Genomic DNA, 15,738 nt, shown 5'->3' with positions numbered 1-15,738 from the left:
CGCTTTCCGCCAATTTTACAGCAGCGCCTCAGGTAGGAGCCAGGCATCTGTTACAGTACAATGATATTCGTTATGAACCTTGATGCCAAACTGGATTTGCTGACTGACGCGGCGCGTTACGACCTCTGCTCCTCTAGCGCGGGGCCGGGGTGGCGATTCGCGCCGCGAACCGCCGCGGGCGATCCCCTCGATGACGGCCTCAGCCGCCAGGCGCGACCACTCTTCCGGGTGCTAATGAGCAGCGTCTGCGCCTGGAACTGCACCTACTGCCCATTACGAGCGGCGAGCGACGTTCCCCGCGCCAGTCTGGAACCAGAAGAACTGGCCGCCGCCTTTCTGCCGCGCTACCGCGCTGGCGCGGTTCAGGGCTTGTTCGTCACCACCGCGGTGCACGGTGATGTCAGCGCCGCCATCGGGCGCTTGCTCGATGGGGTCGAGGCACTGCGCGTACAGCATGCCTATGACGGCTACGTGCACGTCAAGCTGTTGCCCGGCGCTTCCTTCTCCGACGTTGAGCGGGCCTCACGGCTGGCCAATCGGCTCAGCCTGAATCTCGAGGCGCCCTCCGCCGAGCATCTGCGGCGCATCTCCCCGGAGCGCCTGTGGCATACTGACGTGATCGAACGCCTGCGCTGGGCTCGCGAGAGGCAGCGCGCTGGCGCCTTGCCCGCTGGTACAGCGACCCAGTTTGTGGTCGGCGTTGCCGGCGAGCGCGATCGCGAGCTTCTGGAGACCGGAGCCTGGCTCTACCGCGAGCTGGGGCTGCGCCGGGTGTACTTCGGAACCTTCCGGCCCATTGCCGGCACGCCTCTCGCCGAAGCTCCCCCCACGCCTCTGCTGCGCGTCCGGCGGCTTCAGCAGGCCGACTGGATGTTGCGCGGCTACGGTTTTTCGCAGAGCGAACTGCCCTTCAACGCTGCCGGCGACCTGCCCCTCCACCTCGATCCTAAACTGGCCTGGGCGCTGGCAAACCTCGCCCGCTTCCCGGTGGAACTGAACACCGCCGACCCGGAGCAACTCCTGCGCGTGCCCGGCATTGGCCCCCGTAGCGTTGCACGCATTGTGCGCCTGCGCCAGTTGCATCCTTTTCGCGAGTTGCGCCACCTCACCAGCCTTGGCGCCCAGGCAAACCGCGCGCGCGACTTCGTCACCCTCGATGGGCGCTTCTTCGGGCGAACGCCTGCCGAGTTGGCGCGCCTCTATGCCCCTCGGCCCATTGTCGAGCAGTTGTCCCTCTTCTGAGGTGAAAAGCCGGAAACCGGGTTTCCCAATCAGCCCCTTCTGTCTTTTCCCAGCACCTCCCGGAGAGCGGCGATAAAGCCCCGATTCTGCTCTTCCGTACCGAAGGAAACCCGGATGACCCCGGGCACGCCCCAACCCGCCAGCGGCGTTACGGTGAAACCACGGGCGCTCAAGGCTTCGCTTACCATCGCGTCGTCACCTACCGGCACCGCGATGAAGTTCGTCCGGCTGGGAACAGGCGCCAGCCCCAGGGCCTGCAATTCCTGCATAAAGAAGGTCCGGCAGTTGTCGGCGTGTTCCCGGCTGCGAGCCACGTGCTCCTCATCCTCCAGCGCGGCCAGGCCGGCGAGCTGGGCCAGCAAGTTCACGTTAAAGGTCGGTCTGGTCCGTTCGAGGTACGCGATCACCTCGGAGTGGCCATATGCGTAGCCCAGGCGCAGCCCGGCCAGACCGTAGATCTTGGCGAAGGTGCGGAGCAGGATCAGGTTTGCCCGTCCCCTGCGGATTTCCGGCAGCAGGTCGGGATACTCCGGGCCTGCGGCGAACTCCGCGTAGGCTTCGTCCATCACGATGAGTACGTCGTCGGGCACGCGCCGCACAAAGGCGAAGACCTCCTCGGCGTTCACAGCAGTGCCGGTGGGGTTGTTGGGGTTACATACGAACACCAGCCGGGTACGCGGCGTGATCGCTGCCGCCATCCGCTCCAGGTCGTAGGTGTAGTCGCGCAGCGGCGTCCGCACCGGCGTGGCCCCCATTTCCAGCGTCCGCAACAGGTAACTGATGAAGGTGCCCTCGGCCAGCACCACCTCGTCGCCTGGCTCAAGAAACGCCAGACAGAGCAGCAGGATCAACTCGTCTGAACCATTGCCGCAGATCACCTGGGCTACGTCCAGACCGGCCCTGGCGGCGAGGGCCTGGCGCAACGCCAGACTCGCCGAGTCGGGGTAGCGGTGGGCCTGGAGGATGGCTTTCTGGAGGGCCGCCAGGGCCTTCGGCGAAGGACCGAGGGGGTTCTCGTTAGACGATAGCTTGACCATCGCCGTTGTCGGCCCTCCAAGCAGCCTGGCCGGCTTATATGCAGGCAATCCACGAATGTGCTCTTTGAAACGCATGCCGCTCCTTCTTCCCGTTATCGAGAAACCCGGGGCGTTCCGCACTCTTCCCCCGTGCAACCTGCTTGTCACCCGCTGTTCTGGCTGGCCGGGGCTTCACGGTCTGGCTTCTGGTGCAGCGGCAAGGTGAACACGAAACTGCTCCCGGCGTCTTTGACGCTTTCCACCCAGATGCGCCCGCCGTGCATTTGCACGAATTGCCGGCTCAGATAGAGGCCGAGCCCCAACCCCTCGGCGCGGCTGTTGCGCCCGCGATAGTAGCGCTGGAACAGCCGCGCTTGCTGCTCGGGAGGAATGCCGGCGCCCTGGTTCGTCACCCGCACCAGCACTCCTGGCCCGCCAAGCGCCCGCGCCTCTTCACTTTCGGGATCAAGGAGCCGCAGGCTGACGGTAATCTCGCTCTCCGGAGGACTGTACTTGATCGCGTTTCCGATCAAGTTGGTCAACACCTGCCTGATTCGCAGCGAGTCGCACTCGACGAAGAGATCCTCGGCGTCGTGCAGCAGCACCAGGGTGCGGTTGCCAGCCGCGGGGCGCTGCTGATCGAGCACCTGGGTCGCCAGGTTCAACAGGTTCACCCGCTGGATCTGCAGATCCAGTTGTCCGGCATCAATGCGCGACACATCGAGCAGGTTGTCCACCATCCGCAGCATATGCGTCACCTGCTGCGACAGAATGGTCAGACCATGGAGATCACGGGGATCAGCCTCGCTCCGCTGCTGCTCGCGGCGCAACAGCAGGTCGGCGTAGGAGCGCACCGCGGCGAGGGGGCTGCGCAGTTCATGGGCTGCCACCGCAAGGAACTCGTCCTTGGCCCGTTCGAGCTTCTGGCTGGCGGTCACATCGCGGAAGACCACTACCGCCCCCTCGATCGTGCCATCGTCGGCGCGGGTGGGCGCCCCGGAGAAGCTCATGACCGTCTCGTCGCCGCTAGCCCCGCGGAGGATCAGGCGATAATCCTGGAACACCTCGCCAGCGAGCGCCCGCGCGAAGGGCAGTTGGTCGAGGCGCAGGGGCCGGCCCTCCATATCGCGCATGCGGTAAAAATCGGGCATCTCGGCGAGGGGTTGTTCGAAGGGCGGCGAGTCGAGGCGGAGCAACGTGAGCGCGGCGTCGTTGGCCATGGTCAGGCGGCCGCGCGCATCGCAGAGCAGCACCCCTTCGGCGATGGAGGCGATAACCGTGTTGAGTTTGCGCCGCTCGCTCTGGCTGTCGGCGTAGAGACGCACATTGGCGATGGCGAAGCCGACCTGGTTGCAGATCGGCATCAGCATCTCCTTATCGGCGTGCCGGCTCAGGTCACAGTCACTGTACAGGGCCAGCACCCCCGCCACTGTACCGCCCGCCAGTAAGGGGAAGTAGGCGCAGGAGTTCAGACCATGGCGGAGAAAAACCCCTTCGCCGCGCTCCTCGAGCAGGGGCCGCTGCATCGGCTGCCCGTAGTGGACCACTTCGGCAAATGGCGCCTCGGCCACGGGCAGGCTCCTGAGCGCTTCAACACAATCCGCCGGCAGGCCCTGCTGCGCGGCGAGGTCGAGCCGGTCGAGGGCCGGTTCACGCAGCAGCAGCGCGCCACATGTACCGGGCAGCAGATTCACTACCACATCAAGCACGCTGCGTACCAGGTCATCGAGGTCGGCAGCCGTGGAAATCGCGGTGACCACGGCGTCAAAGGCTTTCAGGCGCTGCTCGTTGCGCTGGGCCTCGGCGTACAGTTGCGCATTCTTCAGCGCCGACGCGACCAGGTTGGCGAAGGTTTGCAGCATCGGGAGATCGGCACGCTCCAGAGGCCGCCAGGTTGTCTCGCTCGTAGTGCCAAGGTTGAGCAGTTCCAGCACGCCGAGCGTCTCAGCGCCCACGCGCAGGGGCACCGCGACAACGGTTAGATTGCGCGGCAATTGTTCTCCCAGTTGTTGAAACAGGACGGCATTGCTGGAGGTGGACACGACCTGCTCGACAGTGGCGCGATAGCCCAGAGGCGTCTCGACGAACTGCGGCTCCAGACGCTGGAAGGCCAGCCCGGCGATGCCCTCGCCGGAACGCAGCGAGGAGGCGGCCAGCAACTGCGCGGTTTGTGGCTCTAGCGGCAGTCCTGCGAAGGAACAGGGACGCAGGCGGCCATTGTGGTTGAACCACAGAATAGCCGCCTGCACCGAAGGCAGCGCCTTGATCACGCGCGCTACCAGACCGGTCTGGATTTCCTGCGGGTCCAGCACGGCGACCAGATACGAAGAGAGTTGCAGCAGGCTGCTGACCTGGTCGGTCGTCGCCGGGGGTGGAGCGGAGCGCTGAGGTGTGGATGACGCCTTCGCCTCGCGCGCTTGCCGCTCGCGCCGCCGAGTTGGCTGCCGTTCAGTCATCGGTTAGCCCTCCCCCCGTAGCGACCAGGCAACGGCGCGGCGCACCCCTTCCTCAAGCGGCACACGAGGGATGAACCCCAGCAATTCGCGCGCGAGGGTGATGTCGGCGACGTAGTAGGTGACTTCCCCCGGTCGCTTCACCGGCTCGACAATAATCTGCGGCTGCACTCCCAGCGCCCCGGCGATCAGTTCGGCGAGCCGCACCAGGGAATTGCCCTGCCCATAGGCCAGATTAATCGTCCGGTTGACCACCTCGCCCGCCAGCAGCCGGTGCATGCCCCGCACGATCCCGTCTACACAATCGTCCACATACGTGAAATCCAGCACCTTCTCGCGGCCATAGACCGTTACCGGTTCGCCCCGGCTCAGGCGCCGAATGAAGAGCGGGATCACGCGCTCCATCCGCTCGATGTCGGTATCGTAGCGCCCGTAGACGTTGGAAAAACGAAACACCAGATAGCGCACGCCGTAGCAGCGGGCATATGAGTAGATCAACGCCTCGCCAGCGATCTTGGAGGCTGAGTACGGACTTTCGGTAAAGCTGAAATCGGCGCTACGCTCCTCGGTCAGGTAGCGCCGGATGTCACCATACACCTCCCGTGAAGACGAGAAGATGATCGGCAGGTTGTTGGCCCGGCAGTATTCCAGCACGTTAAAGGTCACATTGATGTTTTCGAGCGCCCGGTGAGGTTGTTCAACCAGATCGTACACTTTAGCGTTGGCCGCCAGATGCACCACAATGTCGCAGGGAGGGTAAGGCGCCCCTCCGATACCGCCGCGAAACTCGCGCTGAGGGACGGCTAAATCCTGGAGCAGCGTGGGGAACGCGCTGGTCCAGGGATTAATGCGGCGGTCAACGCCAAACACGCTGTGCCCCTCGGCCAGCAATCGCAGCGCCAGATTGGTGCCGATCTGCCCACTGGATCCGGTAATGAGGACGCGCATAGGCAATCACAACGCTGGGTGGGGATCGCGCCGGAATGAGCGAAGCGCCCTGCATTTGCCGGGCAAAGCCCAGACTCCAGTATACCAGCTTTATGGCGGGCCGTCGTTGGAGACGGGGGGCCGCCCTTCTTCCGCGCCTGGTCAGAACCCGTCCCCACCGGCTGAAACAGGACGGCAGGGAGACTGCCATGTCTCCCTGCCGTCCTCCAGGACCGTAACGTAGCGGTGAACTCTAACTTGCCGCGGCCGGCCTCGCCCCCGGCCAGGGGAACCAGATGGCACAGGCCAGTTCAGGCGCGCCGTAAGGGGGGATACGTGTCAGCCAGCGGTGTTTGATGCGCCGCACGCCCGCTGTTGCTCTTGCCGTTCGTCTCGACCACCCCGTTGCCGGTCGCGCCGTTGCCGTTGAGCAGCTCGTTGATGCCGCTGAGCAACTGGCACAACAGTTGCTCAAGCGTGACCACCTGCTCGTCGGAGAAGCTCCGCAGCATGCGTTCCATATCCTCGCGCCGGGCCTGCTCCACCCGCGCCAGTTGCGCCTCCCCCTGCGGCGTGAGCGTGACCTGGACCACGCGGCGATCGTCCAGGTCACGCACCCTGCCCACCAGGTGCTCGCTGATCAGACGGTCCACGATTCCTGTCAACGTGCCCGCCGATTGCTGGGTGATCTCGGCCAGTTCGCTCATACGGCAGGTGCCCGCGTTGCGAATGGCAAAGAGCGTCACCATCTGCGGCAGGGTGAGACCAATGTCAGGGCGACTGAGGGTTTGGAGCAACTGCTTGTGGCTCTGCCAGATGAGCTGGCGAACGAGTTCATCGATCGCGGCGATGTGTTGCGAACGCTCGTCTTTGGTGTACATAGGACCCTCTGCACCCAGGTGGCCGGTGCGGGGCGCGGGCGGCGCGCCGTCGGTCCCTGAATTATTCTTGCAATAAATATTTAAATCCTCCTGTATTTTATCCTAATAGCAATGATTTGTCAATATCTTGCACAGAATGAAACATGTTTTTGCAAAGCGCCCGGCTGCGAGGAAGGGCGGCACGGGTCAGGCGCCCTCAGACGCCCCTCCTGTCCTGCCCTCGGGTTGATGCTCCATCTCCGGGCCACGGGCCCCGGCCTCCGGATGATTCGTTGGCGCGAGCGGCTCCATCGCCCTGCCGCCCGTCGCCGGAGACGAAATCCAATTCGCGCATCTCGCTGGCCCGAATCTTGTGGTACAATACAACCATGCTTACGGGCGAACCGGTTTACCGCACCATTAGCATTGACAAAGTCCCCCGCAGGTGGTATCATTATCTGTCGCGATTGGTCAGCCAGGGCGTGTCTCCCCAAGGTGGCGGACGAGCGCTCCCTGCCAGCACGGATTATTATTGACTATTTTTGCTTGTTCACCACGCGCCGCACCAGATGGTGCGCGCCGCTAACTCGCCTGCGATTGTCACGCCAGTTCTGAGACCGCCCCCCGGTCGGGGGGTCTCCAGGACCGGCTATTCTGCTTTTTACCCGCGCCTGTCCACAGCGTCGCCGAGTGTACGCTGTCGCCCGATGATCGCCCGCCAACGAACGATTGATGAAGAGGTGAGTATGCCCCCGTTGATTGAGTCTGTGGTGCTTCAGCCGCTGATCGCGCCAATTGATCAGGGTGTTAATGGGCGACGCCTCCGCCGCATCGAACGCCGCTCCTTCGCCCGCATCCACGACGCGATTGAGTTGCCGCGCCTGATCGAGACCCAAGTCAACAGCTTTGAGTGGTTCCGCCGCGAAGGTCTGCGCGAACTCTTCGAGGAGATCTCGCCCATTACGGACTTTACCGGCAAGAACCTCGAATTGCACTTTAAGGACTACCAGTTCGGCGAACCGCGCTACGATGAGTTCCAGTGCCGTGAGCGCGATCTCACCTATGCCGCTCCGCTGCGCGTCAATGTCGAGTTGCGCATCCTCAGCACCGGCGAGATCAAGGAGTCGGAGATCTTTCTCGGCGATTTTCCGATGATGACGGATAACGGCACGTTCATCTATAACGGCGCCGAGCGCGTTGTGGTCTCGCAACTGATCCGCTCCCCCGGCGTTTATTTTAAGGACGAGAAGGAGCCGACCAGCGGCCGCTTGCTCCACTCGGCCAAGTTGATCCCCAATCGGGGCGCCTGGTTGGAGTTTGAGACGAACAAACGCGATGTGATCAGCGTCAAGGTTGATCGCAAACGCAAGATCCCCGTGACCATCCTCCTGCGGGCTATTATGGCCTGGCAGGCCGATGAACATGGCAATGGCCGCTGGGTTCCTGATAATGAACTCGACCGGTACGGCCATAATGAGCATATCCTGGAACTGTTGCGCCACGTGGACACTGTGCCCGAGCACCCCTATGTCCAGGCAACCCTGGATAAGGACCCTGTGCATAATAGCAAAGAGGCGTTGCTGGAATTGTATAAGCGCCTGCGCCCTGGCGACCCGCCGACGCTCGATAATGCCCGTTCGTTGCTCGAGTCGCTGCTGTTCAATCCGCGGCGCTACGACCTGGCGAAAGTGGGACGCTACAAGCTCAATAAGAATCTCTGGGAGCGCGACGGGCGCCGCGATGGCGTCTCCACGCCGCCCGATCTCCACGTGCGCGTCCTGCTGCCTCGCGATATCTTCAAGATCGTAGAGCAGATGATCCTGTTGAACAATGGCCATGGTCGCGCCGATGATATTGACCACCTCGGCAATCGTCGCGTCCGCACGGTCGGCGAACTCATCCAGCAGCAATTCCGCGTGGGGCTGTTGCGCCTCGAGCGCGTGGTCAAGGAACGCATGTCCCTCCAGGACCCCGAGAGCGCCACGCCCAACGGCCTGATCAATATCCGCCCCGTCGTGGCCGCAATGCGCGAGTTCTTCGGCGGTTCGCAGTTGAGCCAGTTTATGGATCAGACCAATCCCCTGGCTGAACTGACCAATAAGCGCCGCCTGTCCGCCCTTGGTCCCGGCGGGCTTTCCCGCGACCGCGCCGGCTTCGAGGTGCGCGATGTGCACCATAGCCACTACGGGCGCATCTGCCCGGTGGAGACCCCTGAAGGCCCGAACATCGGTCTCATCGGCACGATGTCCACCTTCGCGCGGGTCAATGAGATGGGCTTTCTGGAGACGCCCTATCGCAAGGTGTACAACAGTATCGAGAATGCGCCGGTCTGGAAGGAACGCGGCCTGTTGCTGCGCGATGTGCGCGATCTGCGCACCGGTGAACTGATCGCCGCTAAAGGCTCGCGGGTGGACGATGCGACCGCGAGGCGCATCGCCATCGGCTTGCTGCGCGGTCAGATCCTGCGCGAAGACGTGGTCAATCCGGATACGGGCGAAGTTGTCGCCGAAGCCGGCACCGAGGTCAATCGCGCCCTCGCCGAGAAGATCGTCGAGCTGCCGATCAAAACCATTCGCATTCGCCCGGTAGTGTCTCAGGAGACCGAGTATCTCTCGGCTGATGAAGAGGATCGCTTCGTGGTCGCCCAGGCTAACGCGCCCCTCGATGAGTATAATCGCTTCGTCCAGCCGACGGCGTCCTGCCGCTTTGCCGAGAAGTTTGTGCAGGAGCGGGTCGAACGGATTGATTATATGGACGTGTCGCCCAAGCAGGTGGTCAGCGTCTCGACGGCGCTGATCCCCTTCCTGGAGCACGACGACGCCAACCGCGCCCTGATGGGGTCGAATATGCAGCGGCAGGCGGTGCCCCTCCTGCGACCGGACGCGCCTATCGTCGGCACCGGCATGGAGTATCGAGCCGCTCGCGACTCCGGGCAGGTGGTGGTGGCCCGCAAGTCCGGGGTGGTTGTCGCCGCGACTGGTGATCGCATCGTGATCCGGGAGGACGACGGCTACGAGCGCGAGTATCGTCTGCGTAAGTTTATGCGCTCGAACCAGGATACCTGCATCAACCAGCGGCCCGCCGTGGTGCGCGGCCAGCGGGTGGAGGCCGGTGAGGTGATTGCCGATAGCTCCTCCACCGATAACGGCGAACTGGCCCTCGGCCAGAATGTCCTGGTGGCCTACATGCCCTGGGAGGGCGGCAACTTCGAGGACGCCATCCTCGTCTCTGAACGCCTGGTGCGCGAGGACATCTTTACCTCCATCCACATCGAGAAGTATGAGGTGGAGGCCCGCGACACCAAGCTCGGCCCTGAGGAAATCACCCGTGATATTCCCAATGTCGGCCAGGACAGCCTGCGGAACCTCGATGAACGCGGGATTATCTACATCGGCGCCGAGGTGCAACCCAACGATATTCTCGTGGGCAAGATTACACCCAAGGGCGAAACCGATCTGACCGCCGAGGAGCGCTTGCTCCGTGCCATCTTCGGCGAAAAGGCCCGCGAGGTCAAGGATAGTTCCCTGCGGGTGCCTAACGGGGTGCGCGGCAAGGTGATTGATGTCAAGGTCTTCTCGCGCAGCGAGGGCGCCGACCTGCCCGTCGGCGTCAACCAGACCGTGCGTGTGCTGCTCTGCCAGAAGCGCAAGATCAGCGCTGGCGACAAGATGGCCGGCCGCCACGGCAACAAGGGCGTCGTCAGTCGCGTGCTGCCGGTGGAGGATATGCCCTTCCTGCCCGATGGCCGCCCGGTGGATATTATTCTCAACCCCATCGGCGTGCCCTCGCGTATGAATATCGGGCAGATCCTCGAAACCCACCTGGGCTGGGCCGCCGCTCGCCTGGGCTACCGCGTGGCCACGCCGGTTTTCGATGGCGCCCATGAGGACCAGATCAAGGCCATGCTCCGCGAGGCCGGCCTGCCTGAAGACGGCAAGGTGACCCTCTACGACGGGCGCACCGGCGAGAAGTTCGATCATCCCGTCACCGTGGGTTATGCCTACATGCTCAAACTGGCCCACCTGGTAGAGGATAAGATCCACGCCCGCTCGACCGGCCCCTACAGCCTCGTCACCCAGCAGCCACTTGGCGGCAAGGCCCAGTTCGGCGGCCAGCGCTTCGGCGAAATGGAAGTCTGGGCCCTGGAGGCCTACGGCGCCGCCTATACCCTCCAGGAGATGCTCACCGTCAAGTCCGACGATGTGGTTGGCCGGGTGAAGACCTATGAGGCCATCGTCAAGGGTGAGCCGATCCAGGAGGCCGGCGTGCCCGAGAGCTTCAAGGTGCTGATCAAGGAACTGCAATCCCTTGCCTTGAGCGTCGAGGTGCTCAGCGAGGACGAGAAGCCGGTGGAACTCACCGAAGATATTGACGGCGATATGGCCGCCCTCGATGGCATCAACCTGTCGGGTATGGAACGCGGCGAGTTCTAAAATGAGGGGGCAAGCGGGCTTCGCCCCGACCCCTGCCGGAACGGAGGGTTTGGGAGCGCCACCGTGCTCCCAAACCCTCTCCTGACGTAAGCGCGGGAGGGTTGGCAGAGGTTGCGCCTTCCCGGGAACGCTCCGTGGCACTATCACCGAGGCGCTGCGCGCGCTTTGCGGCGTATCCGCCGCCAGAGGAGTGACCCGATGCTTGAGATTAACGATTTCAATGCGATTCGCATCAGCCTGGCCTCGCCTGAGGATATCAGGGGTTGGTCGCATGGTGAAGTTACTAAACCCGAAACCATTAACTATCGCACGCTCAAACCTGAGCGCGATGGTTTGTTCTGTGAACGAATATTTGGACCCACGAAGGATTGGGAGTGCTACTGCGGCAAGTACAAGCGCGTCCGCTATAAGGGCGTGGTCTGCGATAAGTGCGGCGTCGAGGTCACCCGCGCCAAGGTGCGCCGCGAGCGCATGGGGCACATCAACCTGGCCTCGCCGGTGAGCCATATCTGGTTCGTGAAAGGCACGCCGAGCCGCCTGGGCCTGCTGCTCGACATTTCGCCGCGCAACCTGGAGCGGGTGCTCTACTTCGCGTCGTATGTGATCGTCGAGGTGAACGAGGAAATGCGCCAGTTCACCCGCGAGCAGATCCAGGCTGAATACGCCGAGAGACGCGAGAAGTTGCAGCGCCAGGCCGAAGAGAAGCGCATCGAGCTTTCTACGCTGCTCACACAGGATCTCGGCGGCATGGAGAGCGCCCAGGTCTCGACCCAGCGTCGGATCGAGGAGGATTACAAGCGCCTGCGCGAGGAGATTGTCGCCGAGGCCGAGAAGCTGCGCGAGCGCCTCGAAGAGCTGAGCGGCGAGCCGGCTGATGAGGATGTCATCTTCCGCGGCACTGTGATCGTCGAGGAAGGCGAGATCATCACTGATCGCGTGCTCGATCAGCTTGATGAACTGGTTGATCAGGAGCTTGACGTGCTGGAGTCCCGCCGCCAGCGCGAACTGGCCGATGCCGAGTTGTATACCGACGCTGAGCGCGAGCGCAAGGAGTACGAGGCCACCCAGGAACAGGAGAAGCTCCACGAGCGCCTGCAGCGTGAGCTGGACCAGCTGGTGCGCGAGGAGAAGGAGAAGCTCGATCAGCTCGATAGCCTCAAGGTCTGCCGCATCCTCACCGAGATGGAGTACCGCCAGCTCCGCGACATCGCTCCCGGCGTCTTCCGCGCCGATATGGGCGCCGGCGCGGTGCGCGAGTTGATCGAGCGCACGATCAACCTCGATAAACTGGCCGAAGAGTTGCAGATGGAGATCCAGTCCAGTCAGGGCCAGCGGCGCAAGAAGGCCACCAAGCGCCTGCGCGTGGTCGAGGCCTTCCGCAAGAGCGGCAACCGCCCTGAATGGATGATCCTTACCGTGTTGCCAGTGATCCCTCCGGATCTGCGCCCCATGGTGCAGCTCGACGGCGGGCGCTTCGCTACCAGCGACCTCAACGACCTCTACCGCCGGGTGATCAACCGCAACAATCGCCTCAAGCGCCTGATGGAGTTGAACGCGCCTGAGATCATTGTGCGCAACGAGAAGCGCATGCTCCAGGAGGCTGTGGATGCGCTGATTGACAATGGTCGCCGCGGGCGCGCCGTGTCGGGCAAGGGCAAGCATCGTCTCAAGAGCCTTAGCGATATGCTTAAGGGCAAGCAGGGCCGCTTCCGCCAGAACCTGCTGGGCAAGCGCGTGGACTACTCGGGCCGCTCGGTGATCGTGGTCGGTCCGAACCTGTTGCTGCACCAGTGCGGCCTGCCCAAGAAGATGGCCCTGGAGCTGTTCAAGCCCTTCGTGATGCGCCGTCTGGTCGAAAAGGGCTTCGCCCATAACATCAAGAGCGCCAAGCGCATCGTTGAGCGTGTGCGCCCTGAAGTGTGGGACGTGCTGGAGGAGGTGATCCAGGACTATCTGGTGCTGCTCAACCGCGCCCCCTCGCTGCACCGGCTGTCAATCCAGGCCTTTGAAGCGAAACTGATCGAGGGCTCGGCTATTCAGTTGCATCCGCTCGTCTGCGCCGCCTTCAATGCCGACTTCGACGGCGACCAGATGGCCGTGCACGTGCCCCTCTCGCGCAAGGCCCAGGAGGAGGCGCGCACGCGCATGCTGAGCAAATACAATCTGCTCAGCCCGGCCCACGGCGACCCGATCATCACACCTTCGCAGGATATCGTGCTGGGGTGCTACTACCTCACCATGGTGCGCGACGGGGCCAGAGGCAGCGGTAAGAAGTTCGCCTCGATTGATGAAGCTATGCTGGCCTACGACAAGGGCCTGGTGGATATCCAGGCGCCGATCTGGATCCGCATGGAGGGGGAGCTTTCGGGCAAGAACGACCGTGACGGGCAGGTGCGGCGGTTGCCCCCTGCCGAGGACGGGACGCCGCGTATGCTGCTCGAGACGACGATCGGGCGCGTGTTGCTCAACAACCAGTTGTTGCCGCCCTTGCGCTTCCGCAACCGCTTGATCGACAAGAAGGGTCTGAAGGAGATCATCGCCGATTGCTACCACTACTACACCAGCCTGAAGAACCTCACTGAAGCCGATCTCAATGAGGTGCGCGCGGCTCACGGCAACAAGTCCCGCGACGAACTGGCGCGCATTTACGGCTCGGAGAAGACGGCGCAGCAGGCCGATAAGATTAAGGCCCTGGGCTTCAAATACGCGACTCTTGGGGGTATGACCATCGGCATTGATGATATCGAAGTGCCCCAGAAGAAGTACGACATCGTGCGCGAAGCCGAGGCTGCCGTCCTCGATGTTGAGAAGCAGTTCCGCCGCGGTCTGATCACCGAAGAGGAGCGTTACCAGGAGGTGGTGCGGATCTGGCAGGAGGCCACCAAGCAGACCATCGCCGCGGTAAAGGAGAACCTGAACCCCTTCGGGCCGGTGGCGATGATGTCCACCTCGGGGGCGCGCGGCAACATCAACCAGATTTCGCAGATGGCCGGCATGCGCGGCCTGATGTCCGATCCGACCGGCCGGATCATTGAGTTGCCAATCAAGGCCAACTTCCGCGAGGGTCTCTCAGTGCTCGACTACTTCGTTTCCACCCACGGCGGGCGCAAGGGTCTGGCCGACACCGCCCTGCGCACCGCCGACGCCGGCTACCTCACCCGGCGTCTGGTGGACGTGGCCCAGGACGTGATCGTCACCGTTGAGGATTGCGGCACCGAGGACGGCATCTGGCTCCACGCCGCCGATGACGACGAGTTGATGGAGCGCCTGCAGGTGCGGATGATCGGGCGCGTGCTGGCCGCGCCGGTGGTTGATCCAGAGACGGGCAAGGCGCTTGCCGAACGCAACCAGGAGATTGACGAGGAACTGGCCGCACTGCTTATGGCTAAAGGCGTCGCCTCAGTCTATGTGCGGTCGCCGCTTAACTGCCAGGCCGAGCACGGGATCTGCCGGCTATGCTACGGGCGTAATCTGGCGACAGGCAAGCTGGTGGATATTGGTGAAGCGGTGGGCATCATCGCCGCCCAGTCCATCGGCGAGCCAGGCACACAGTTGACCCTGCGCACCTTCCACACTGGCGGCGTCGCCTCCGCCGATGACATCACTCAGGGTTTGCCTCGCGTGCAGGAGATTTTCGAGGCCCGCGTGCCTAAAGGCAAGGCCCTGCTGGCCGAGATTGACGGCGTGGTGCATGTCTCCAAAGACGAAGAGGGCGTGCGCACTCTGCGCGTGGTGGCGACCGAGGTCTACACCGATGAGTACGTCATACCTGAAGGCTATGTCGCGACGGTGGAGAACGAGAGCGAGGTGGTCGAGGGCCAGGTGATCGCCGAGAGCAATCGCGCCGGCCACAGTGATGGCCAGATCGTGGCGCGCCTGGCCGGACGCGCCTTCGTCTATGCCGACCGCATCGTGATCAGCCAGGAGGACCGCGAAGAGCGCGAACTGGTGGTGCCGCACACCGCGCGCCTGCGGGTGGAAAATGGCGAGCGCGTCGTGGCCGGGCAGCAACTGACCGACGGCAGCGCCAATCCCCAGGAGTTGCTCGAATTGCAGGGCAAGGAAGCCGTCCAGCGGTATCTGGTCAACGAGGCGCAGAAAGTGTATCGCAGCCAGGGCGTGAACATCAACGACAAGCATATCGAGGTGATCGTTCGCCAGATGTTGCGCCGCGTGCGGATCGAAGAGCCCGGCGATACCGGCCTGTTACCGGGCGAGCTGGTTGAGGCCGCCGAGTTCCGGCGCCTGAACAACGACATCGTCAGCCAGGGCGGCGAGCCGGCGACGGCGGCCACGGTGCTGCTGGGCATTACCAAGGCCTCGCTGAACACTGACAGCTTCCTCTCGGCAGCTTCGTTCCAGGAGACCACCCGCGTGCTGACCGACGCCGCCATCCACGGCAAGGTTGATTACCTGCGCGGCCTGAAGGAGAACGTGGTCATCGGCAAGCTCATCCCCGCTGGTTCGGGGATCGAGAAGCGGCTCCTGGACGGCAGCCGGCGCGATGATCTGGTGGGGGAGATGGCGCGCATGATGGAAGAAGCCGCCGCTGCACCGCCCGCCGAGCCGCTGTCGCCTGAGGTGCAACGGGCCGAGGCCTTGCTGGGCATGCGCGAGAGTGAGACGCACGCCGCCACCAGCGACGCCGAGGAGAAGGTGCGGGCGCGCCTGCTCGAATTGATCGGCGAGGGGCCGCCGGACGGCGGTGAGGGCGACTTTGGCGATGAAGAGCAGTCTGGCGAGAACGACCCCGACGGCGTGGACGGCGACATCCCGCCTGACGGCGATGTTTGATCGCTGGTCGTGA

General features: G+C 63.5%; 7 protein-coding genes. 3 read left to right on the top strand and 4 right to left on the bottom strand.

Annotated features, from left to right (window positions below):
- The first annotated feature begins 72 nt into the window (after nucleotides 1-72).
- A complete protein-coding gene (locus NZU74_04975; GenBank protein MCS6880664.1) occupies nucleotides 73-1,242 on the top strand; it encodes a radical SAM protein in 1,170 nt (389 codons plus the stop codon).
- Between the two features lie 29 nt (nucleotides 1,243-1,271).
- Here NZU74_04975 and hisC read toward each other — a convergent pair whose 3' ends face one another.
- From hisC to NZU74_04955, 4 genes are all read right to left on the bottom strand, one after another.
- A complete protein-coding gene (gene hisC, locus NZU74_04970; GenBank protein MCS6880663.1) occupies nucleotides 1,272-2,354 on the bottom strand; it encodes a histidinol-phosphate transaminase in 1,083 nt (360 codons plus the stop codon).
- 68 nt (nucleotides 2,355-2,422) lie between these two features.
- Entirely contained in the window at nucleotides 2,423-4,714 is a 2,292-nt protein-coding gene (locus NZU74_04965) for an ATP-binding protein (protein MCS6880662.1), read from the bottom strand.
- A 3-nt stretch (nucleotides 4,715-4,717) separates the two neighbouring features.
- Entirely contained in the window at nucleotides 4,718-5,659 is a 942-nt protein-coding gene (locus NZU74_04960; protein MCS6880661.1) for an NAD-dependent epimerase/dehydratase family protein, read from the bottom strand.
- Nucleotides 5,660-5,949: 290 nt separating this feature from the next.
- Entirely contained in the window at nucleotides 5,950-6,519 is a 570-nt protein-coding gene (locus tag NZU74_04955) for a MarR family transcriptional regulator (GenBank protein MCS6880660.1), read from the bottom strand.
- Nucleotides 6,520-7,244: 725 nt separating this feature from the next.
- On the opposite strand from NZU74_04955, the gene NZU74_04950 reads away from it, so the two are divergent.
- Nucleotides 7,245-10,931, top strand: coding sequence for a DNA-directed RNA polymerase subunit beta (locus NZU74_04950; GenBank protein MCS6880659.1), 3,687 nt, complete (start codon nucleotides 7,245-7,247; stop codon nucleotides 10,929-10,931).
- Between the two features lie 198 nt (nucleotides 10,932-11,129).
- Complete coding sequence (gene rpoC / locus NZU74_04945; protein MCS6880658.1) at nucleotides 11,130-15,725, top strand: DNA-directed RNA polymerase subunit beta'; 4,596 nt, start codon at nucleotides 11,130-11,132, stop codon at nucleotides 15,723-15,725.
- Nucleotides 15,726-15,738 lie beyond the last annotated feature (13 nt).

This window comes from Chloroflexaceae bacterium, from assembly GCA_025057155.1.
Lineage (GTDB): Bacteria > Chloroflexota > Chloroflexia > Chloroflexales > Chloroflexaceae > JACAEO01.
The sequence above is the reverse complement of the archived record's forward strand: the minus strand, read 5'-3'. Positions and strand labels throughout refer to the sequence as shown.